This is a genomic window from Micromonospora sp. BQ32, from assembly GCF_059358895.1.
In genome coordinates this window covers 102,954-125,156 of sequence record NZ_JCADBI010000018.1, presented here as the reverse complement: position 1 = coordinate 125,156, position 22,203 = coordinate 102,954, and the positions used below count along the sequence as shown (strand labels likewise).

Here is a 22,203-nt window from a genome sequence, read left to right as displayed (position 1 = left end):
CGATCAACCATTGCCTGCCGGCCCGGCGTGGCGTACCGGGGCCGGCAGTGGACCTACCCGCAGCTCGCCCGCGGTGGCGACGACGAGGTGCCCCTCCGGCACCGCCCGCCACCCGGGATCGTCGTCGTGCGGCTCGGAGGCGAGCAGCACCGAACCCGGCGTCTCGCGGACCGACAACGCGTGCCCCGCCACGCTGGCCACCACCCGATGCCCGTCGGTGAGCAGCACATTGAGGCGCGACCCGGGTGCGGCGGCGGCGACGTCGGCCACCGTCCGCCCGACCGCCTCGGCCGGGTCGGCACCAGCGCGCAACCGATGCCGCACCAGCGCCCAGAGCAACGCCGAGTCGGTGGTGGCGTCCAGGGTGAGCAGGTCACGCACCGGCAGATCGGCGGCGAGCGGCACCACCGCGTCCGGCCAGCCGCGGACCACACCGTTGTGACTGAACAGCCACCGCCCCTCGGCGAAGGGCGCCGCCGCCCCGTCGAGCACCGCCATCCCGACCGTGGCCGAACGCACCGCCGCCAGCACCGCTGCGCTGCGGGTCACCGCCGCGAGCTGGGCGATTGTCGGATCGCTCCAGATCGGCTGCGCCCGCCGGTAGCGCACCGGCTCACCCTCGCCCGGGTACCAGCCGACACCGAACCCGTCAGCGTTGATCGTGCCGCCACCGCGCATGTCGCGGGGTGCCCAGGACTGCCGCACCAGCGAGTGCGGAGGGTCGAACAGCAGCTCGGCAAGGGTGACCGGCGGCCCCAGGTAGGCCAGGTGGCGACACATCAGCGCCCCCGGCCCGCCACCGGGCCGCCGGTCGTACGGCGACTCACCGGTACGACTCGTCCGGTCGCACATCCCGCGCGCAGCGGAAACCGCTGAAGATCTGCCGGCGGATCGGATAGTCCCAGTTGCGGAAGGTGCCCCGGCAGGCAGAGCGGTCGGTGCCGAACGAGCCGCCGCGCAGCACCCGGTAGTCGTCGCCGAAGAAGACCTCCGAGTATTCACGGTAGGGAAACGCGGCGAACCCCGGATGCCCGCCGAACGTGGTCGAGGTCCACTCCCAGACGTCCCCAATCAGCTGGTGCACACCCAACGGCGAGGCGCCGGCCGGATACGCGCCCACCGGCGCCGGCATCAGATGACGCTGGTCGAGGTTGGCGTGCGCCTCAGTCGGGTCGTCGTCCCCCCACGGGTAACGGCGTGACCGCCCGGTCGTCGGATCCCACCGGGCCGCCTTCTCCCACTCCGCCTCGGTCGGCAGCCGCTTGCCGGCCCACGCCGCGTACGCCTGCGCCTCGTACCAGCACACGTGCACCACCGGCTCGTCGGCGCGGACCCGAGCCCACTGCCCGAAGCGCCGATACGACCAGTCGTCACCGTCCCGACGCCAGTGCATCGGTGCGCTGAGCTGCTCCCGAACCCGATGATCCCAGCCGGCCGGGCTCCACCAGCGCTGCTCGGCGTAGCCCCCGTCGGCGATGAAGGTCGCGTACTGGCCATTGGTCACAGGGGCGGCGTCGATGACGTACGCCGGGAGGTTGACCCGGTGCGCCGGACGTTCGTTGTCCAACGCCCACGGATCGGTGTCGGTGCCCATGGTGAACTCGCCGGCCGGCACCAGCACCTCCGCGCCAACCCGGACCGACGGCTCGGGCGGCGCCGGGGCGTGCAGCACCGCCGGCCCCGAACGCAGCTGGTGAGTGGCGAGCATGGTCTCGTCGTGCTGCTGCTCGTGCTGAACGATCATGCCGAAGGCGAACCCGTCGGCGACCAGCGGCCGCTCGGTGAAGGCCACCGCGTCAAGCAGGTCGTGCACCTTGTCCCGCACGGTGGCCAGATAGGCGCGCGCCTCCGCGGGCGGCAACAGCGGCAGCGCGGGGCGGTCCCGGCGCGGCTGCTTGAACGCGTCGTACAGCTCGTCGATGTCACACCGGACCGGCTCCCGGCCCCCGACGTCACGGACCAACCAGAGCTCCTCCTGGTTACCCACGTGGGCAAGGTCCCAGACCAGCGGCGACATCAGCGGTGAGTGCTGGCGCGTCAGGTCGACGTCGTCCACCACCTCGGTCAACAACGTGGTGCGGGCACGGGCCCGCGCCAACTCCACCGCGATCCGGTCGCGCAACCGCTCCCCGTCGACCCGGCCCGACGGCGAGGCTCGCAACCCCGGCTCACTCCTCGCGCTCACCGAGCCGCCCTCCGTTCGCGACTGCGAGGCTCGCAACCCCGGCTCACTCCTCGCGCTCACTGGTCTCTCCTCTCTGCGGCGGCCAGCCGCTGGCGTACACCTCGCTGGACCTCGTCGTGCGTGCTGGCCGGCAGTTCCAGCCGGGGCAGGGCGGTCAGGGCAAGGCCGAGCAGGGCCGCCGCGGCGGCGGCCAGCGCCGGGTCGGTCAGACCGTGCCGGGCGGCGGCCGACCAGCGGTGCGCCACCGGCGTGGCGATCGTGTACGCCTCGCGCACGGTGCCCGGGTCGCTGAACAGGGCGGACAGCACCGCCAGCGGCAGCCGCCAGCCTCGTTCGGGTTGGGCGTCCAGGTAGCGCAGCTCCAGATAGCCGCGCGGCCGCACCGGCGGGAAGAGGGTGCTGACGTGGTAGTCGAGGTCATCGGTGGTGGGTGGTTGTGGCAGCGCGCCGTCGAGCCAGTCGGCGAAGGTCACGCCGGGCGGCGCGGCCCAGTCGGCGTCGTGCCGGCGCAGGCAGAGCAGCGGCGCGGCGAGCACATAGCTGATCCAGGCGTCGGTCGGATCGTCCCCGGCGCGGGCGGGCGACCAGACCGGGCGGGTCCGGGCCGGGTCGATGGCCAGCCAGGCGGCCATCCGGGCCGAGGCCCAACCGGTGCGCCGCCCGGCGTGTCGAGCGGCGGACGCGAATGCCGCGAGCAGTGGGGGCCCGACCGCGTGGGCCGCGGCCCAGCGGTCCGCGACCTGGCCCGGCTCACCGGCGTCGAGGCAGATCTGCAGGCCGGCGGTGCTGTACATCATCGTGCGGCCGGCCGGGCCATGGCGGTCGAAGGCCCCGCGCATCGCGCGGTAGCGGGGGGTTTCCAGCACCGGGCGAGGCCGTCGGTGAGGGTCGATGCCGCTGCGGCCGAGGATCAGCCCGGCGGCGGCCAGCAGGTCGGTGACCTGGGCGATGTCGGCCTCGGTGGCGCGGATCAACGCGGCGACCGAGGGGCGGGGCGGGGTGGAGATCTCCAACTGGCCACCCGGTTCCAGGGTGACCATGCCACCGTGTCGCAGCGACTCGGCGGGGCTGGTGGCATCCAGCGTGGCGGGGCTGTGCCGCCCCAGCGCCGCCCGTAGCCGCGTCGCGTCGACGGGGCGGGCGGGATCGGCGGCGTCGTGCACGGTCCATTCCAGTTCGACGCCGGTGTGGGTGGGTGGGCCGGTCTTGAAGCAGATCCGGGCGAGGTGTCGGACTGCGGCTGCGGACTCGCGCAGAATGGCGCTGCGGTCCAGGTCGGGCGACGTCACCAAGGGTCGGGCCCCCTTTCCCGTGCGCCGGTTCCGGCACACTGTGCCACCGTAAACCCACCCACCGACACCGTCGGGGTGCGTGCACGGCACCACCAACCTCTGTCTAACAGACGAATTTCCGACGCAGGGCGGAACCAGGCCGCTCCAGCCGCCGACCGTTCAGCCGCCGGCGGGGTGGCCCGGTCCCGGCGGTGAGGGCGCGGCCTTCGTCGATGGGGACGCCTTGCCCTTCGCCGGCACGGAGGGCGCGACCTTCGCCGACTCGGTCGGCTTCGTCTCGGGCACCAACCGCTGGCAGTACGCCTCGACCTCGTCGGGGCCGCCGGCGGCGGTCACCAGCCTCTGGAAGGCCGGCGTGCGCAGCGCCTTCGTCCGTTGGTCGGGCTTCTTGGCCTGCCACGCGCGGCACAGTCCATGTACCTGGCCGGCGGGCGCGGGACTTGGCGACGGCGTGGCGGTGGCGGGCGGCGGCGCGCCCGGCGACAGGCCGCCGGGAGGCACCGACCGACCGGGTTCGGCCGACCGGGATGCGCCCTGGTGCGGCGAGGGTGACGTGCGCGATGGGGCCGGTGCGACCGGGTCTGGCGCTCGGTCCCGGGCGACCGCCGCGAAGGCCGCTCCGGCAGTGGCGGTAACTGCCACCGCGCCGATCCAGGCCACCGCGCCGGTGGTCATTCGGCGACGGCGTGGCCGCTGCGGCACGGCCTGCGCCGGGTTGGCCCGGGCGGCCCGGAACGCGGCCAGCGCCGCCTCCTCGCCGGCCAACTCGCCCGGGCGGGCGGGCCCGGCCGCTGCGGCGAGCAACGCGGCCACCGGCCCGGCCGGGGGCACGTTCGAGGCGGTCAGCCGCACCTGAGGCGATGTCGCGTCCGCTTCCGTGGAGGCAGCGGAGCGGCCCTGATCCAGCGTGCTGCCCATCGCGGCGTGGGCCGAGTCGAGCAGCCGCTCGGTGTCGGCGTGGTCGGCCCGCCGGAACGGGTTCATCGGGAGTCCCCTCACGTCAGCCGTCCGCCGGTTCGGCGTGCGGTGCTCGCAGGGCGGAGCCGCTCCCCGTACGCGGCGGCGGCACCCCCTCGACCCCGACTGGTGATCCGGCCGGGCTCTGCCGCTCCAGCAGAACCGCGAGCCGGCGTAGACCTCGGTGAGCGGCGGTCCGCACGGCACCGGCCCGGCGACCCAGCACCCGGCCGGCGGATCCCGCGTCCAGCCCGATCACGGCCCGCAGCAGGACTGCCTCGGCCTCCCGTGGCGGCAGGGTGGCGATCAGCGCGAGGGCGGTCTCGGTGCCGATCGTCTCGCTTGCTCGCTCGGCGGTGTCCGCGTCGCTGGCGAGTTCGACGAGCGCCTGCACCGGGACCGGGAGCGAGGGGCGGCGGCGCATCCGGCGCAGGTGGTCCATGGCGCGGTTACGGGCGATGGTGACCGTCCACGCCCGGAACTCGCCCCCGGTGAAGCCGGGCAGGTCACGGGAGATCTGGAGCCAGGTCTCGGAGGCGACGTCCTCGGCGTCGGCCCCGACGAGGGCGGTCAGATACCGCAGCAGACCGGGTTGCAGGCTGCGGTAGAGGAAGCGGAACGCCTCCTCGTCTCCGGCCTGCGCGGCGCTCACCACCTCGGACAGGTCGCCGGTCATTCGCGGCCCACGCATCGCCCGGGGCGCGCCGGCCCGACCCGCCGCGCGGGGGCAGGCCACACGGCACCAGCCGTCCGCCTGATCAGCACCCGCACCGCACCGCCCTCCACCGCCTGATTGCGCCCCGACAACGATTGTCGGGGCAGCGTCTCCGGGGCCAACGCCAGGGTGGTCGATCGGCGCGCTGCCCGCCGAGGTAGCCGGGAGGGCCCGAGCCGGCCTAACGCTAAAAGGGGGCTCACGACCCGACAAGTCGGCGTCGTGTCACGGAAGAGTGACAATTATCAACCCGGCGGGCGGCGCGTCGGTGTAACGGCCCGTGAGCAGGGGACGCCAATCGCACCTGAAGGCGGTTTCTTGCCACCCGCAGGGGCCCTGACGACGGAAATTGTCGCTTTTCGTGACACCGCACCTCCGTAGCGTCACCGAGGCTGGGCGTCCACACAGGTCAGGCCGGATCAGCCAGGCCGAACCAGCCACCCGGCGGCCCTGCCACGGCGCGCCGCCCTGCGCCACTCTAGGTACGGTAATGCGGTGTTGTCATCGGAGGTCGTGCTCAGCGGTCGCTACCGCTTGGACGAACGTGTCGCCACGGGCGGCATGGGCGACGTTTGGCGTGCCTCCGACCTGATCCTCGGCCGGCAGGTCGCGGTCAAGGTTCTGCTGCCGGCGCTGGTCTCCGATCCCGACTTCATCGCCCGGTTCCGCGCTGAGGCCCGGATCATGGCGGCGCTGCGGCACCCGGGCATCGTGCAGGTCTTCGACTGCGGCGCGGACGACCTCCCCGACGGCGGCCGGGCGGACTACCTCGTCATGGAGTTCGTCGCCGGCGAGCCGTTGTCCAAGCGGATCGAGGCGGCCGGGCGGCTCGACGTGGCCGAGACGATGTCGATCGTCGCCCAGGCGGCCGCAGCGCTCAACGCGGCGCATCGCGGCGGAATCGTGCACCGTGACGTCAAGCCCAGCAACCTGCTGGTGCAGGCGGACGGCACGGTCGTCCTGGTGGACTTCGGCGTCGCCCGCTCCACCGACATCACCAGCATCACCAGCACCAACGCGGTGCCGGGCACCGCCCTCTACATGGCTCCCGAGCAGGCCGCCGGGCGGCCGGTCAGCGGCGCCACCGACATCTACGCCCTGGGGGCGGTCACCTACTGCTGCCTCACCGGCAGTCCGCCGTTCACCGGTGACAATCCGCTCCAGGTCGCCGTCCGGCACCTGGACGACGAGCCGCCGGAGTTGCCGCACGACATCCCGGAGGCGGTCCGCGCCCTGGTGTCGCGAGCGCTGGCCAAGGATCCGCTGGAGCGGTTCACCAGCGGAGCGGCGATGGCCGAGGCCGCTCGGACGGCGGTCACCGGCGGCGAGCCGCCGACGGCGATGGCCACCCCCGTCGCGCTGCGCAACGCTGGCCCGGGCACCCGCACGGACGTGCCGGCCGGCGCGGCGGTGGCGGACGGGCGCCAGAGACGGCGTGGTCCGCTGGTCGGCGCGGCGGCGGCCATGCTGGTCGCGCTGGTCGGGCTCGGCGCGGCGCTGGCCGCGACGCGTAACGTCGGCGAGGACCCGGCGGTCAATCTGCCGGCCACCTCGCCGACGGTGGCGCCGAGCGGCCCCGTCGACCTGCCGGCGGCGAACGAGCAGATCACCAGCGTCGGGCCGGGCCGGCCCGGCCGGCCGCACGTTCCCGGCAACTCCCCGTCGGCCTCAATCTCCGCCACGCCGAGCCTGCAACCCAGCCAGACCGCCAACTCGCCGACTCCGACGGCGGGCGTCACCACGGCGCCGCCCACCAGCGCGGCGCCCACGACGGCCGCGCCGCCGACGACCGGCGCACCGTCTGATCCACCAGCCACCTCCAGTGCGCCGGTCGATCCGGAGGTGCCGGCGGGCGGTTGAGCCGACCCCGTCGCCGACCCGGCAGCCCCACCAGCACCGATATCCCCAAAACGGACTTACGTCGCCGAAGACGCCTCTAGGCTCTCAGCAGGCCATTTACACCATCTGCTGCGGGAGCCTGGGTGAGCGCTGAAAAGCTGGTCGTCATCGGTCAGGGGTACGTCGGACTGCCACTGGCCATGCGGGCCGTCGAGGCGGGGCTCGACGTGGTCGGTCTCGACGTCGACGCCGACCGGGTGAAGCGTCTCGCCTCCGGCGAGTCGTTCGTCGAGGACATCCCGGCCGATCGGTTGGGCCGGGCGTTGGGCAGCGGCCGCTACCACCCCAGCACCGAGTACACCGACGCCGACGGGTTCGACATCTGCGTCATCACCGTGCCGACGCCGCTGCGCGACGGCACCCCGGACCTGAGCTTCGTCGAGCAGGCCGGCATCGGCATCGGCCCGTACCTGCGCTCGGGCTGCATGGTGATCCTGGAATCGACCACGTACCCGGGCACCACCGAGGAACTGCTGCGCCCGCTGTTGGAGTCGGCCAGCGGGCTGACCAGCCCCGGTGACTTCCACCTGGGCTACAGCCCGGAGCGGATCGACCCGGGCAACCCGACCTGGCGTCTGGAGAACACCCCGAAGGTGGTCTCCGGTGTGGACCCGGCGTCGCTGGCCCGGGTGGACGAGTTCTACCGGCGCCTCGTGGAACGCACCGTGCCGGTGGACTCCACCCGCGTGGCCGAGCTGACCAAGCTGATCGAGAACACCTTCCGCCAGGTCAACATCGCGCTGATCAACGAGCTGACCATGCTTTCGCACCACCTCGACATCGACGTCTGGCAGGCGATCGACGCGGCCTCGACCAAACCGTTCGGCTTCATGCCGTTCCGGCCCGGCCCCGGCGTCGGCGGGCACTGCCTGCCGATCGACCCGTGCTACCTGTCGTGGCAGGTCAAGCGTCGCCTCGGTCGGCAGTTCCGGTTCATCGAGCTGGCCAACGACGTCAACCACGAGATGCCCGAACACGTCGCGCAGCGGATCATGGGAGGGCTGAACCGGGACGGCCGGGCCGTCAGCGGCGCCCGACTGCTGCTGCTCGGTCTGGCGTACAAGAAGAACACCGGCGACATGCGGGACTCCCCCGCCGTCGACGTGGCGCGCCGGCTCCAGGCGCTCGGCGCCGAGGTGCACGCCGTCGAGCCGTACGCGGAGGCGCACCAGATCCCCGCCGGGGTCACCGTGGTCGGGCTCACCGAGCGGGAGGTGCGCGCGGCCGACGCGGTGGTGGTGGTCACCGACCACGACACCTTCGACTACGACCTCGTGGTCAAGCACGCCCGCTACATCTTCGACACCCGCAACCGGTGCGTCGGCCCGATGGTCGAGCGCCTGTAGACCCGGCACCGCTGGCCGGTCCCGCCGCCGGGGAAGATGGCGGGACCGGCCGGCGATGTCCGTTCGGTCACCGGGCGAGACCGGGCCGGACCGGACCGCGACCGGGTCACTGGTCGGCGAGCGCCTCCACGACCGGGCGGGACAGCGCCCGGCGGGCCGGCAACACCGAGGCGAGCAGGGCGGCCAGCACCGCGACGCCGAGGATCAGCCCCAGCTGGCCGACCGGCAGCACCACGTGGAAGTCGCCACCGAGGCGGTCCAGCAGGGCCATCGTGGACGCGCTGACCCCGGTGCCGAGCCCGACGCCGAGCACCGCGCCGACCAGCGCCATCAGCACCGCCTCGACGGCGAGCACCGCCCGCATCCGCCCTCGGGTGAGCCCGACCGCCCGCAGCACGGCGTTCTCCCTGGTCCGCTCGACCACCGACAGGCTCAGGGTGTTCGCCACCCCGACCAGGGCGATCACCACGGCCAGGCCGAGGAGCGCGGTGACGAAGGCGAGCAGCATGTCCACCGTGCCGGTGAGCGTCTTCTTGTACGCGCCCTGGTCCATCAGGTTCACCGTCGGGTAGCGGCCCAGCACCGTGGCGATCGCGTCGCGGGCCCGCTCGGGGCTCACCCCGGCGGCGGGGTCGATCTCGGCCAGGTAGCCCCGCTGGGCGGGGAAGAGCGCGGTGAAGTCCTGGTCGGACAGGTCGATGACGTGACCCGTGGGCACCTCGCCGCCGGCGGTGTCGTCGGTGACCACGGCGGCCACCCGGAACGACCTCCCCCTGACGGTCACCGGCGAGCCGACCTGCCAGCCACGGGCCTGTGCCAGCTCGCGGTGCACCAGCACCCGCCCCGGTCCGACCCGGTCGGCGGCGCCGGCCAGCACCCCGCTCAGCGTCCGGCCGACCAGCGCCGGGTGGGCCGCGCGGATCTCGACGTCGTCGACGACAGTGCTGCGCTGCTCGTGCACCACACCCAGCTCGGGGCGGGAGGAGAGTTCACCGACGAGCGCGGCCGGCAGGTCCTGACCGATTCCGCTGACCACGAAGTCGGTCCCGATCTGGGCGTCCACGCTGCGTTCGATGCCGTCCTTGGTGCTGCGCGCGCCGACCATGAACGCCGAGACCAGTCCGATCCCGATCACCAGGGCGGTGGCCGTCGCGGCGACCCGCCGCGGATTGCGGACCGTGTTGGCGACCGCCAGCTCACCGGTGCTGCCGAGCACGCGTCGTACCGGCCAGCCGAAGACCCGGGCCAGCGCCGGGACGAGCACCGGCCCGAACAGCACGATCCCGAAGAAGGTGAGCACCCCGCCGACCGCCACCAGCAGGATTTGACCGGCGCTGGCGGCACCGGCCAGCGCGGCGACACCGACGGCGAGCACCACCGCTCCGGCGGTCAGCCGAACCCGGCCAGCACCCCGGCTGGGCTGCACCGCCGCGTCGGTGAGCGCGGCCACCGGGGCGATCCGCGTCCCCCGCCAGGCGGGCAGCAGGGCGGCGCACACGGTGAGCCCGGTGCCCAGCAGCAGGCCGGTCAGCACCGTCGAACCGGTCACGGTCAGGCCACCGGTGACCGGCACGTCCAGTCGGGACAGCAGCAGCCGCATCCCGCCGGCGAGGGCCACCCCGAGCAGCACCCCGAGCGTGGAGGCGACCAACCCCAGCACCGCCGACTCCAGCAGGGTGGACCGGAAGACCTGCCCTCGGGTGGCGCCGATCAGGCGCAGCAGCGCGGTCCGTCGGGTGCGCTGGGCCAGCACGATCGCGAAGGTGTTGGCGATCACGAAGCCGGCCACCACGATCGCGACCCCCACGAAGATCAGCAACAGCATGCGGAACTGGTCGACGTTGCGGACCGCGTCCTCCACGGCCTCGTCGAGGATCTGCTGGCGACTCTTCACGGTGGCTTCGGCGCCGGCCACGGCGCGTACCTTCTCGGTCAGCGCCGCGACGTCGGCGCCCGGTCGGGCCGCCACCATGATCCGGCCGTAGCCCCGCTCGCCGGTGAGGGCCAGCGCGTCCGGTCCGACCAGGCCGACGAACGGACCGCCGACGTCGCGGGCGGTGCCGGCCACGTCGACGGTGCCGACCAGGGTGTACGGGCGGGCCGCCCCGCCGGTGGCGCCGATCCGGACGGCCGCGCCGAGCCCGAAGCCCTGCTCGGCCGCCGTCGGCGCGTCGAGCACCACCTCCCCGGCCCGGTCGGGCAGCCGACCGGCCACCACGTCGTACGAGCGCAGCGCGTCCTCGGTGGGGATGGCGACGAGCATGGTGAAGCCGAGCACGGGTCTACCGTCGGCACCGACGATCCCGCCGGTGTTGGTCAACTCCCCGGCCGCGGCGGCCACCCCGTCGACCGCCCGCACCCGGTCGACCAGGGCCGGAGGCAACACCTGGCGGCCGGCCGGGTAGACCCCCAGGTCGGTGTGGCGGTCGAAGGTGCCGGCCCGCTCGTACGCCCCGGCCCGCATCCCGTCGACGAAGATCATCGTGCCGGCGACGAACGCGACGCCGAGCACGACGGCGAGCGCCGAGAGCAGCATGCGCAGCGCCTCGGCGCGCAGCGAACGCAGGGTCAGGCGGATCATGCGGGGCTCCCGGTGCAGGTGGCGGATCGGACCCCTCCGACGCTATGGCCGGAACCGGTCTGTCGATCTCCACCTGTGCGCTCGACCTGTGTGCCCCCCGGGTCGCGGTGCGCCCACCGGCCGCTACGACCCAGGTCGTACGCGGTGTCATCCGCCGGGCGTGACCAGCCCGCTCTCGTACGCCAGGACCACCGCCTGGACCCGGTCGCGCAGCTGGAGCTTCGCCAGGATCCGCCCGACGTGGGTCTTCACCGTCGCCTCGGCAACATGCACCCGGGCGGCGATCTCCGCGTTGGACAGCCCCTCGGCGACCAGCAGCAGCACCTCCCGTTCCCGTTCGGTGAGCTGCGCGAGCCGAGGGTCGGCGCTCGGGGCGGCGCCGAGCTGCCCGGCGAACCGGTCCAGCAGGCGCCGGGTGATCGACGGGGCCACCACCGAGTCGCCCTGGGCCACCACCCGGATGGCGGCCAGCAGCTCCTCCGGCGGGACGTTCTTGAGCAGGAAACCACTCGCCCCGGCCTGTAGGGCCGCGAACGCGTCCGCCTCGGTGTCGAAGGTGGTCAGCACCAGCACCCGGGGTCCACCCCCGGGTCGCTCGGCGCAGAGCCGACGGGTCGCCTCCACCCCGTCCATGGTGGGCATCCGGATGTCCATCACGACGACGTCCGCCTCGGTGCGGGCGAGCACCCGCAGGGCGTCCGCGCCGTCGATCGCCTCCCCGACGACCTCCAGGTCGGGCTGGGAGTCCAGCACCATCCGGAACCCGGCGCGGACCAGCGCCTGGTCGTCCACGATCACTACTCGGATCGTCATGCCGCGATCACCTCCGTTGCCGGCTCTGACGGTAGCGGCAGCCGCACGTCGAGCTGCCAGCCCCCGGTCAGCCGGGGACCGGCGGTGAGGCTGCCGTCGTACACCGTCACCCGCTCCCGCATGCCGAGCAGGCCGTGACCCCCGGACGGCGCCGGGCTGACCAGCGGACGGCCGCGACCGTCGTCGACCACCCGGACCACGACGGCCTCGGCGGTGTACGACAGGACGACCTCGACGCCGGCGCCGACGCCGGCGTGCTTGAGCGCGTTGGTCAGCGCCTCCTGCACCACCCGGTAGACGGTCAGCTCCAGGCCCGGCGGCAGGGCCGGTGGCGCACCGGTGACGGTGCTGCGGACGTGCAGCCCGGCGTCGTCGAACCGGGTCAGCAGGTCGGGCAGCTCGGTCAGGGCGAGGCGTCGGTGCTCCGGGTCGGCCGCCACCGCCAGCCCGTCGGCGCCGTCCGCGCCGGCCGGGCCGGCGTCGCGTAGCACGCCGACCAGCCGGCGCATCTCCTCCAGCGCCTGCCGGCCGGTGTCCGCGACCACCTTCACGGCGGTACGCGCCTGGGCCGGGTCACGGTCGAACATGAACCGGGCGCCGTCCGCCTGGACGATCATCACGGCCATGCTGTGGGCGACCACGTCGTGCAGCTCACGAGCGATCCGGGTGCGCTCCTCGGCGACCGCCGCCCGGGACTCGGCCTCCCGCTCGCGTTCCAGGGTGGTGGCCCGCTCCTCCAGGCTGAGCACGTAGAGCCGGCGGGTCCGCACGTTCAGCGCGACCAACCACACCGCGCCGGTGACCAGCGCGTACCACAGCGCGGTCACCCACCACTGGATGACGTTGGGGGTCTGCGCGGCGGCCAGCAGCACGCCGACGGCCGCGACCGCGCCGGCCAGGACGCCGTCGCGCAGCCGCCGGCCGTACTTCACCACGCTGTAGAGCGCGATCAGGACGGCCACGTCGTAGATGAGCGGACCCCACCGGGCGATCACCTGGATCAGGGCGAGCGCCGCGACCGCCACCGTCACCGCGCTCGGGTGGGTGCGGCGGAACAGCAGCGCCACCGCCATGCCCAGGCCGACCGCCGTGGCCGCCCAACCGCCCGGCTGGTTCACCGCCGCGGCCAGGGAGACGAGCACCACCAGGGCGGCGACGGCCACGTCGAAGGCGACGCCGCGCAGCGGGCGACCGAACAGGGTGCGTCTCACGGTCACCCAGCGTACGTGCCTGGGACGCTCGGCCCTCGCGCCCCGCGCCCGGGCTCAGCTGTCGATGACCTCGCGCATGCGGTCGATCTCGACGGTCTGCTCGGTGGCGACGGAGTTGGCGAACTCGTTGAGCGTCAGGTCGGAGCCGACCTTGAGCAGCTCGGTGGCCATCTCGATGGCGCCCTGGTGGTGCTCGGTCATCATCCGGACGAAGAGCCGGTCGAAGTCCGCGCCACGGGTCGCGGCGAGTTGCCGCATCGCCTCGGGCGACTGCATGCCGCGCATGACGCCGTGGTCGTGCCCCTGGACGTCCGCCGGGAGGCCACGGGTCTGTAGCCAGCCCCGCATCATGCCCATCTCCGGTCCCTGGCTGGCCCGGATGCGCTCGGCGATGGCCCGGACGTCGGGGTCGGCGGCCCGGTCGGGGGCGAGTTCCGCCATCGCCAGGGCCTGCGCGTGGTGCGGGATCATCATCCGGACGAACCAGACGTCCAGCGAGTTGTGCGGGGCGGGGCCGGCGTCGCGGACCTCGTGCGCCGGGCGGGTGGCCGCCGTCTCGCCGGGGCGGCCGGGCGCGATGACGGTCAGGTCGGTGGGGACGGGACTGACCGTCGGCGGCGCGGCGGAGGTGGCGGGCGCGGAGACCGGCTGCGGGGCGTCCGTCTCGGTGTCGCCGCCGAGGCGGATCACCATGAACGCCAGCAGCGGCAACACGAGAGCCAGTGTGACGACCGCCAGGGTGCGTGCGCGCCGGTTGGTCATGGGCCACTCCCTGCAGTCGAGGTCACCGCGATGCTATCCATTGAAGAACCCAGTTTGATGTGACCCAGCTCACATCGACGTTCTTCGCCGAACGGTAACGTGTCAACCATCGTCTCCCCCTTGCGAAGGGCCCCGCCGATGATCAGACTCCACAAGCCACGGTTACGACAACTGCGTGTCGTGGCGCTCGCCACGACCGGCCTCCTCGTCGCCAGCGCCCTCGTCGCCCCGCCGAGCAACGCCCAGACGGCGCCGCAGGCGGCCCCAGCCCCCGCGCTCACCAACACGATCCCCGGCGTCGACGAGATCGTGAGCAGCCCCAACCTGCGGCAGATCGCCAACGTGCCCAAGGTCGCCCCACTGGACGCGACCAACAGCGACATCGCCTTCCAGGGCAAGTACGCGTTCGCCGGCAACTACAACGGCTTCGTCATCTACGACATCTCGCGGCCCAGCGCCCCGACGGTCAAGGCCCGGGTGCTCTGCCCGGGGTCGCAGAACGACATCTCCGTCCACGGTGACCTGCTCTTCCTCTCCACCGACTCGTCCCGCAGCGACGACTCCTGCAACAGCACCACGCAGGGGGCGAACGTGAAGGGCTCGTGGGAGGGCATCAAGGTCTTCGACATCAAGGACAAGGCCAACCCGCGCTACATCAAGTCCGTCGAGACGGCCTGCGGCTCACACACCCACACCCTGGTGCCGGGCAAGGACCGCAAGGCCATCTACCTGTACGTCTCCTCGTACAGCCCGCGGGCCGAGTTCCCGGACTGCCAGCCGCCGCACGACTCCATCTCCATCATCAAGGTGCCGGTGAAGAAGCCGACCGACGCGGCTGTGGTCGCGACGCCGAACCTCTTCCCGGACGGCGGCTTCCCCGGCAGCCAGACCGGCTCGGCGACCACCGGTTGCCACGACATCACCGCCTACCCGTCGAAGGACCTGGCCGCCGGCGCCTGCATGGGTGACGGCATCCTGCTCGACATCAAGAACCGCGAGGCGCCCCGCGTCATCAACCGGGTCCGGGACGAGGTCAACTTCGCGTTCTGGCACTCGGCCACCTTCAACAACGCCGGCACCAAGGTGATCTTCACCGACGAGCTGGGTGGTGGCGGGGCGGCGACCTGCAACGAGGCCGTCGGCCCGAACCGGGGCGCGGACGCCATCTACGACATCGCCGGCCGCGGCGACGCCCGGACGGTGACCTTCCGCAGCTACTACAAGATCCCCCGGGCGAACGCCGACACCGAGAACTGCGTGGCGCACAACGGCTCGCTGATCCCGGTGCTCGGCAAGGACATCATGGTCCAGGCGTGGTACCAGGGTGGCATCTCGGTGTTCGACTTCACCGACTCGGCCAACCCGAAGGAGATCGCCTTCTGGGAGCGCGGCCCGCTCTCGGCCGACACGTTCGTCGGCGGCGGCACCTGGTCCGCGTACTACTACAACGGGCACATCTACTCCAACGACATGGTGAAGGGCCTGGACGTCCTCGAGCTGAACGACTGGCGGACCTGGACGGCCAAGCTGACCCGCTACCAGGAGCTCAACGTGCAGACCCAGCCCAGCTACCTGGGCTGGTAGGCACCGAGCACACAGCCGGGCCCGGTCCCCGATCTTCGGGGGCCGGGCCCGGTCCTGGTGCGACGCCGGAACCCGCGGGGCCGGGCACGGTGGGGCCCGTCACCCGGACGGGGGTTGCGAACCGGCTGGTCAGGCGCTGTGTCAACGTGAACAGACGTGACCCTTGCCGCCCCGCCCGAACCGACCACGCGCTGGCGGCCCCACCCGCTGGGCCTGGTGGCGGTCGTCCTCGCCGTGGTCGGCGCGGCCTGCGCGCTGAGCGGGCTGCTCCCCCGCGCGGAGACCACCGCCACCCTGCACCGGATCCTGCCGCTGCTGCTGTTCCTCGGCACCGTGATCGTGCTCGCCGAGCTGACCGCCGTGGCCGGTTGCCGGGCGGCCGGGGTGGCGGTGCCGGTGACCCGGTTCGTGCTGACCAGCACGATTCTCGCGGTCACCGGCACCCTCGCTGCGGTCGGCGCGCTGCTGTTGGTGACCTGAGCACCCCACCGGCGGCGCAAGTCGCTGCGCGGCGGTCGGCTCAGTCCCGGTACACGGCGACCTGAAGTTCGGTGACACCCTTCTCCGGGGTGTCCGGGCAGTAGTCGAGGTAGACCTCCCGGGCGAAGCCGTCGGTGCGGTAGCCGTTCTCCTCGATCCACCGGGCGAGCGCCTGCATGCTCGGCTCGACGTCGTCCATGGCACCGTGATGGACGATGGTCGCCGCGTTGCGCACCTCCGGCAGGTCACGCACCGCGACGTCGGGCGCCGCGGCCGGCTCGGCGTCGACGAGCACCCCGGCGTGTACGACGACAGCGTCGCCGCCCGGGTCAGCGGGCTCGTACCAGGCGATGGCAGGCCCGGTCGGGTTGATCCCGGCGGCCGACAACCGCCGGAACAGCTCGGGGTAGAGCGGTTGGATCACCGGGCCGATGTCCTCGCCCTGGTAGCTGGGCGCGACGGCGGTCAGCTCCGCGACGCGGACCGACGCGATCTCCTTGAGCACGACGTCCTGGGTGGTCATCCGACCCTCCGACTCGATCATTCGGAGCCTCGCCTCGACGGCCGTGAGCCGGGCCGTGTCGGCGGCCAGCTGTGCGGCCAGCTGGCTCCGGCGCAGCCGCAGCATCCCGCGCAGCTCGGCCACATCGACGGCGTCGTCGACGATCGCCCGCACCTGCTCGAGGGTGAGGCCCAGCTCCTTGAGGGCGATCACCCGGTTGAGCCGGCGCAGCTGGTCGGCGCGGTAGAAGCGGTAACCGGTGTGCGGGTCGACGCTGGCGGGGCGCAGCAGGCCGATGCTGTCGTAGTGGCGCAGCATCCGCACCGACACCCGGCCGAGTCTGGCGAAGTCTCCGATGGTGAACATGGCCCCCTCACACTCGTCCCTGACACCGTGTCAGAGTCAAGCGTCGGCGTGCGGGGCGGCCGTCAGTGCCGAGCCGGGCGCGGGCCGACCAGTCGGCGGACCATCGGGGCGGCGTTCCACTTGGCCGCGCCGACCAGGTCGCGGGCGTGCTCCAGGACCGTGTAGTCGGGTCGGGTCAGCCCGTCGGCGATGGCCCGGTCCAGGTCGTTGCCGCAGCGGCTCAGCACGGTGTCGAAGTCCCGGCGGACCGGCTCCTGCAGGTCGTAGCCGAACGAGCGGTGCAGCCGGGCGAAGAGCGGCTTGTACAGCCGGACCCGCTCGTGCAACCCCGACGAGTACGACATCGGGTTCTTCGGACGGCGGATGATGTAGTCGGGCAGCACGTCGGCGAACGCCCGCCGGACGATCCACTTCTCCTGCCCGTGGCGCAGCTTCAAATTTACCGGCAACCGCATCGCCAGCTCCACCACGCTGAGGTCGAGGAACGGCACCCGGGCCTCCACGCCGTGTGCCATGGCGGCCCGGTCGACCCGCTGCAACTCGGTGCGGCACAGGTTACGGATCCGGTGCAGGAACAGCCGGCGGGCCGCCGCCGGATCGACCTGGTGGTACATGGGGTACCCGCCGAACAGCTCGTCGGAGCCGTCACCGGTCAGCACCACCTTGATGCCCAGGTCGCGGAGCCGCCGGAAGATCGGCACCGAGACGACCGCGTTGATGATGTCGCCGTACTCGGTCAGCTCGGAGATCCGGATGGCCTCCCGGACGTCGGCGAGCCGGATGTCGCTCGGGCGCAGCTCGACCACCACGTGCGGCACGTCGAGGTCGGCGGCGAGCCGCCGGGCGTACGCCACGTCGGGGCTGTCCGCCACGCCGACCGTCACCGCGACACAGTCCGGGTGGATGTCGCGCACCTGCCGCAGGGTCAGCGAGCTGTCCAGGCCACCGGAGAGCACCACCCCGACGGTCAGATCGGTCTCCACCCGCATCCGGATCGCGTCGCTGAGCGCGGCGCGGACCAGCAGCGCGGCCTCGTCCGGGTCGTCGATGACCGGCAGGCCGTCGCCGATGGTGAGCAGGTCGACGTACGGGCTCAGCCGTACGTGCCCGTCCGCCTCCGCCCAGCCGTGGTGCCCGGGCGGCACCTCGGCGATCGGAGCGCCGTGCCCGACGAGAGCCTTGACCTCGGAGGCGAGTTGCAGGCAGCCGGGCCGACGGGACCAGTACAGGGGCTTGACCCCGAGCGGGTCGCGGGCCAGGTACGCCCGGCCGGTGGCTCGTTCGACGACCGCGAAGGCGTACTCGCCGCGGAGCCGGGTCACCGCCGCCTCGCCCCACTGTTGGAACGCGGCGAGCAGCACCTCGGTGTCACTTTCGGTGCGGAAGGTTTGCCCGAGGCGCCTCAGCTGCGCCCGCAACTCACGGTAGTTGAAGATCTCGCCGTTGAAGCAGAGCAGCCAACGCTCGTCGGTCGAGGTCCACGGCTGCACCGCCCGGTCCCGGTCGACGACCCGCAGCCGACGGGTGCCGGCGAGCAGCCCGCTCTCGGACCGGGTTTCGGTGACCTCGCCGCGCGGAGCCAGGGCGGTGAGCATCCGCCGGAAGGTCGCCGGGTCGGCCTCGGGACCGATGCTCAACGCGATGCCGCACACCGGCTCAGACCCCCATCTCGGCCTCGTACGCCCGACGTAGGCGACGCCGGGCGGTGGGCGCGAGACACAGGTGCCATGCCTGCCCCTCGTCGATGACGTTCAGCTCGCCGGCCTCCTGCCGGTTCAGCAGCAACTCCGCCAGGGCGTCACGCGCGCCGAAACGCTCGAACCAGGCCAGCTCGACGTCAACGGAGTAGCCGAGGCAGTGGCCGCTGGGCAGCATCGCCGCGTAGCCCAGGCGGCGCAGCCGGTACTGGTGCTCGATGCTGCGGACCAGGCTGGTCACCCAGAGCGGCGGGGTGGCCGGCGGCGCGACGGCGGTGAACTCCCGTCCGATGTCGTTGAGCAGCGCCACCACCTCCCGCCGGGCGCGGCGGAACAGCAGCCCGGCGGTGCGCGGGGTGGCGTCGGGGCGCAGCCGGCGACGCAGCCCGCGCGCGGCCCGGCCCAGGATGGTGGCGGGCTGCTCCTGGTAGCGGAAGCGCAGCAGGTCGCGGCGGCGCAGCCACTCCAGGTCGACCAGCTCGGCGCTGCCGTTGACCTGGTCGTCGGTGACGAAGGTCGGCGCGTCCTGCCACCACAGCACGTCGATGCGGGAGAGCAGGTAGATCCGGACCAGCGCGCTGAGGTCACCCGCCGAGGTGCGGTCGTTCGGCTGGTAGCGGGCCATCTCCAGCAGCAGCGTCTCGCGCGCGCCGATCAGCCCCTGCGGGGTGGCGTCGAGGACCGCGGCGAGCGCCGGCTCCCGCAGCCGCTCGTCGATGAGCACCTGCCGAGCCCGGGTGCTCGCCGCATCGGCCAGGGCACCGACCTCGACCAGCAGTTCGGCGACGGCGGCCCGGTACGCGGCCAGGTCCGGCGCGGGCGCGGGAACGCGGCGGGGGGTCGCGCCAGCGGGTCGACGGCGGGCCGGAGCGGTGGGCGACGGAGGCGAACCGGGCTGCTGTCCCGGGCTACGGCTGGGCACTCGCATGACGGGGTCCCTTCTCCGGTCACGGCACTGGGTGGTTCGCCCTGAAACACACCGTAATCATCGGGAGTGGAACGGACCGAACATTCCTCCTATCTCCCCCCTAACGGAGCGCGGACAACGCACTCGCCGACGCCGCCGACCAGGCCGCCCGGCGCGAGCCGAGCCAAGCCCGGCACCCACCGCCGAGTGCCGGCCGCCACCGTCAGTCGCCGCCCGTCGGCACCAGGGCCTGCACCTCGGCGTACGACGGCAGTCCCGCCGGTGCGGTGGACCCGCCGAGGCGGACGGTGTCGGCGGCGGCGACCGCGGCGCCCAGCGCGGCCCGGAACAGCAGCGAGCCGGTGCTGACCCGGGCAACCCCGGCCCTGCCCAACTCGGTCAGCCCCGGCCCGCCGGGCTGGTACAGCGCGTTCACCGGCGCGTCGAGTCGCTCGGTGAGCACCCGCAGCGTCGTGTCGTCGACGGTGCCCGGCACGAAGATCCCGTCCGCGCCGGCCGCCCGGTAGGCACGAGCTCGGGCGAGGGCCTGCGGCAGCGGGTCGGCCACCGCGAGCCACCACGCGTCGGTGCGCGCGTTGACGAACAGGTCCGGCACCGCCGCCTTCACCGCCGCGACCTTGTCGGAGACGCACTCGGGTTCGGCCAGGGTGCCGTCTGGGCGGCCGTCCTCCAGGTTGATCCCGACCACGCCGTGCCCGGCCAACTCCGCCACGTACTCGGCGACCTCGGCCGGGTCGTCGCTGAACCCGGCCTCCACGTCCACGCTGAGCAGCACCGGCAGCCGGGCCAGCCGGCGCGCCAGGGCGAGGGTCTGCGCCGCGGTGGCCGCCGCGCCGTCGGGAAGGCCGGTGGTCGCGGCGACCCCGAGGCTGGTGGTGCCGATGGCCGGATGCCCGCGCGCGGCGAGCGCCGCCGCCGAGGCGTGGTCCCACGCGTTGGGCAACAACAGAGGGCGGCCGGCGCGGTGCAGGGCGTGGAACGCGGCACGACGTTCGATCATCGGACGTTCACCTCCAGATGTGTCGGTACCCGCAGTGTCGGGTGGGGTTCGTGGCGCAACGGGTTCGGGCCCCGCCAGCACCGTTCCCGCAACACGTCGAGCACCCCGGTGGCCAGCGCCACGGCGTGCCGGTCGCCGGGGCAACCCCGCTGCCCCGTCCCGAAGGTCAACAGCCCCGCACCGGGCCGACCGGGTTGGAACGTCGCGGGTTCGGTGAACACCTGCGGGTCACGGTTGGCCGCGTCGAAGCGCAGCAGCACGGGGCTGCCCGCCGGCAGGTCCTGCCCGCCCAGCCGTACCCCGTTAACGGTGACCCGTCGGGTGGCCCGGACCGGCGGGTCGAGGCGCAGCACCTCGGCCAGCAGGTCGGCGGTCCCAGCCGCAGTCGGTGCTGGTGGTGCGGTCGGGGGCAGCAGGTGGTGGGCGGCGGCACCGATCAGGCCGGCGGTCGCGTCGCAGGCCTGGACCAGCAGACCGATCAAGTTCGCCAGTACCTCCGGCGGACCCGGCGGCGCGAGCGCCAGCAGCGCCGTCACCGCCCGGTCGGCCCGCGCGGTCAAGGCCGGGTCCACCCCCGGGTGGTACGCCGCCGCGACGACCGCGACCGCCGTCCCGGCGGCTACCGGATCAGCGAAGCCGAGGCGATCGGCCAACGCCCGCAGCGGCACCGGCCGGGCCAGTTCCCGCATCACGTCGACGCGGTCGCCGGCGCGGTCGAGAACGGCCCCGGCCAGCCGTGCCGTGTCGTGTCGCAGGTCGTCCGGGTCCAGCGGGGCCAGCGCGCTCACTGCGACCGCCCGACGGTCGGCGTGCCGTCGCGGTGGACTGAACCGGCTGACCGTGGCGCGCAGCCAGGCGAGGGTGCCGGGCGGACCGGTATCGACGGCTGGCACCTCGAAAGCCGGGTCGGTCAGCGCCGTGCGCAGGTCGGCGTTGCGCGTCACCGTCCAGCCGCGCTCCGGTTCGAACGAGGGCGGCCCACACGCGGGTGTTCCCGGGGCGGGCGCAATGACGGGCCAGTTGTCGGTCACCGCCGGACCGTAGGGCCCGAACCGTTCGCCCCGCACCGAACGATCCCGCCGCAGTCGCCCGCGGTCGCCCGTCAGGCGCGGCCGCTGGTGGGCGCCGGGGCCACCGGCGGGTCGAGGGTGTGTTCGGGGATCGCCAGGGCCCCGGCCAGGCCAGCGCGGCCGGTGGGAGTGACACGGACGGCGCGGCCGGCGCCCTGGCTGATCCAGCCCAGGTCGGTGAAGCGGCGGCAGAGCGCCGCGCCGAGCGCCCCGGCTAGGTGCGGGCGGCGTTCGGTCCAGTCCAGGCAGTCGCGGACCACCGGGCGGCGGGCGGCGCGCAGCACGTCCACGGGTACGCCCAACCCGGCCACCCACGCCCATCCGTCGGGCGTCAGCGCCAGCCCACTAGACCGGTCAAGCCGACGCTCGGCCAACAGCGCGTCGTACACCAGCACGCCGAGCCGCCCGGCGAGGTGGTCGTAGCAGGTCCGGGCGTACGCGAGGGCGGCGGTGGCGGTCGTCGCGCGCAGCGACCCGGTCGGGGTGGGCGTGGCAGGGGCGTGCCCGGCCAGGTCCTCGATCAGCTGAGCCACCGACGGCCCGGCCAGACGCAGGTAGCGGTGCCGGCCCTGCCGTTCCTCCACGAGCAGCCCACCCCGAACGAGTCGGGTGAGGTGGTCGCTGGCCGTCGACGGGGCGACCCCGGCAAGCCGGGCCAGCTCCCCGGCGGTCCACGCCCGCCCGTCGAGCAGCGCCAGGCACATTCCGGCGCGGGTGCCGTCGGCCAGCAGGGCCGCCAGCTCGGCCATTCCCCGACCGTCGGTGCCAACGCTCATCGCCCCAGTCTAGGAAGGCAGGCGATGTGCCGGTGAACA

At 73.4% G+C, this 22,203-nt stretch carries 19 protein-coding genes; 4 read left to right on the top strand and 15 right to left on the bottom strand.

Features of this window, described 5'->3' with window-relative positions; translation table 11 throughout:
• Positions 1–3: 3 nt before the first annotated feature.
• From egtC to AC5L30_RS27710, 5 genes are all read right to left on the bottom strand, one after another.
• The gene (egtC, locus tag AC5L30_RS27730) at positions 4–780 is read right to left on the bottom strand and encodes an ergothioneine biosynthesis protein EgtC (protein ID WP_494870768.1); all 777 of its coding nucleotides are present in this window, start codon (positions 778–780) and stop codon (positions 4–6) included.
• Positions 781–823: 43 nt separating this feature from the next.
• Positions 824–2,161, bottom strand: a complete 1,338-nt coding sequence (gene egtB, locus AC5L30_RS27725; RefSeq protein ID WP_494870767.1) for an ergothioneine biosynthesis protein EgtB — start codon at positions 2,159–2,161, stop codon at positions 824–826.
• 80 nt (positions 2,162–2,241) lie between these two features.
• Positions 2,242–3,477, bottom strand: a complete 1,236-nt coding sequence (gene egtA / locus AC5L30_RS27720) for an ergothioneine biosynthesis glutamate--cysteine ligase EgtA (protein WP_494870740.1) — start codon at positions 3,475–3,477, stop codon at positions 2,242–2,244.
• Between the two features lie 159 nt (positions 3,478–3,636).
• The gene (locus AC5L30_RS27715) at positions 3,637–4,461 is read right to left on the bottom strand and encodes a hypothetical protein (RefSeq protein ID WP_494870738.1); all 825 of its coding nucleotides are present in this window, start codon (positions 4,459–4,461) and stop codon (positions 3,637–3,639) included.
• Positions 4,462–4,477: 16 nt separating this feature from the next.
• On the bottom strand, positions 4,478–5,110 hold the full coding sequence (locus tag AC5L30_RS27710; RefSeq protein WP_494870736.1) for an RNA polymerase sigma factor: 633 nt from the start codon (positions 5,108–5,110) through the stop codon (positions 4,478–4,480).
• Between the two features lie 534 nt (positions 5,111–5,644).
• On the opposite strand from AC5L30_RS27710, the gene AC5L30_RS27705 reads away from it, so the two are divergent.
• Both AC5L30_RS27705 and AC5L30_RS27700 read left to right on the top strand, forming a co-directional pair.
• On the top strand, positions 5,645–7,009 hold the full coding sequence (locus AC5L30_RS27705; RefSeq protein WP_494870734.1) for a serine/threonine-protein kinase: 1,365 nt from the start codon (positions 5,645–5,647) through the stop codon (positions 7,007–7,009).
• Between the two features lie 122 nt (positions 7,010–7,131).
• A complete protein-coding gene (locus AC5L30_RS27700; RefSeq protein ID WP_494870732.1) occupies positions 7,132–8,394 on the top strand; it encodes a nucleotide sugar dehydrogenase in 1,263 nt (420 codons plus the stop codon).
• A 106-nt stretch (positions 8,395–8,500) separates the two neighbouring features.
• Here the strand turns inward: AC5L30_RS27700 and AC5L30_RS27695 are convergent, their stop codons facing one another.
• From AC5L30_RS27695 to AC5L30_RS27680, 4 genes are all read right to left on the bottom strand, one after another.
• Positions 8,501–10,975: an ABC transporter permease gene (locus tag AC5L30_RS27695; RefSeq protein ID WP_494870731.1), complete on the bottom strand. Its 2,475-nt coding sequence runs from the start codon at positions 10,973–10,975 to the stop codon at positions 8,501–8,503.
• 147 nt (positions 10,976–11,122) lie between these two features.
• Complete coding sequence (locus tag AC5L30_RS27690; RefSeq protein ID WP_494870729.1) at positions 11,123–11,788, bottom strand: response regulator; 666 nt, start codon at positions 11,786–11,788, stop codon at positions 11,123–11,125.
• A complete protein-coding gene (locus tag AC5L30_RS27685) occupies positions 11,785–13,005 on the bottom strand; it encodes a sensor histidine kinase (RefSeq protein WP_494870728.1) in 1,221 nt (406 codons plus the stop codon). Before AC5L30_RS27685 ends, AC5L30_RS27690 begins: the two co-directional genes overlap by 4 nt.
• 48 nt (positions 13,006–13,053) lie before the next feature.
• Complete coding sequence (locus tag AC5L30_RS27680; protein WP_494870727.1) at positions 13,054–13,761, bottom strand: DUF305 domain-containing protein; 708 nt, start codon at positions 13,759–13,761, stop codon at positions 13,054–13,056.
• A 138-nt stretch (positions 13,762–13,899) separates the two neighbouring features.
• Here AC5L30_RS27680 and AC5L30_RS27675 point away from each other — a divergent pair, with 138 nt between their 5' ends.
• Together AC5L30_RS27675 and AC5L30_RS27670 are read left to right on the top strand one after the other, a co-directional pair.
• Positions 13,900–15,345, top strand: coding sequence for an LVIVD repeat-containing protein (locus tag AC5L30_RS27675; RefSeq protein WP_494870726.1), 1,446 nt, complete (start codon positions 13,900–13,902; stop codon positions 15,343–15,345).
• Positions 15,346–15,501: 156 nt separating this feature from the next.
• Positions 15,502–15,825 (top strand): hypothetical protein, encoded by a 324-nt coding sequence (locus tag AC5L30_RS27670; protein WP_494870725.1) that lies wholly within the window; start codon positions 15,502–15,504, stop codon positions 15,823–15,825.
• Between the two features lie 40 nt (positions 15,826–15,865).
• On the opposite strand, the gene AC5L30_RS27665 is transcribed toward AC5L30_RS27670, so the two are convergent.
• The 6 genes from AC5L30_RS27665 to AC5L30_RS27640 form a co-directional block, all read right to left on the bottom strand.
• Entirely contained in the window at positions 15,866–16,693 is an 828-nt protein-coding gene (locus tag AC5L30_RS27665) for a MerR family transcriptional regulator (protein ID WP_494870723.1), read from the bottom strand.
• Between the two features lie 62 nt (positions 16,694–16,755).
• Entirely contained in the window at positions 16,756–18,345 is a 1,590-nt protein-coding gene (locus AC5L30_RS27660) for an asparagine synthetase B family protein (protein WP_494870721.1), read from the bottom strand.
• A gap of 4 nt (positions 18,346–18,349) precedes the next feature.
• The gene (locus tag AC5L30_RS27655) at positions 18,350–19,318 is read right to left on the bottom strand and encodes a DUF5715 family protein (RefSeq protein ID WP_494870719.1); all 969 of its coding nucleotides are present in this window, start codon (positions 19,316–19,318) and stop codon (positions 18,350–18,352) included.
• A 202-nt stretch (positions 19,319–19,520) separates the two neighbouring features.
• Entirely contained in the window at positions 19,521–20,318 is a 798-nt protein-coding gene (locus AC5L30_RS27650) for an isocitrate lyase/PEP mutase family protein (RefSeq protein WP_494870717.1), read from the bottom strand.
• The gene (locus AC5L30_RS27645) at positions 20,315–21,349 is read right to left on the bottom strand and encodes a cytochrome P450 (RefSeq protein ID WP_494870715.1); all 1,035 of its coding nucleotides are present in this window, start codon (positions 21,347–21,349) and stop codon (positions 20,315–20,317) included. Before AC5L30_RS27645 ends, AC5L30_RS27650 begins: the two co-directional genes overlap by 4 nt.
• Positions 21,350–21,420: 71 nt before the next feature.
• A complete protein-coding gene (locus AC5L30_RS27640) occupies positions 21,421–22,164 on the bottom strand; it encodes an ArsR/SmtB family transcription factor (RefSeq protein ID WP_494870713.1) in 744 nt (247 codons plus the stop codon).
• Positions 22,165–22,203: the final 39 nt, after the last annotated feature.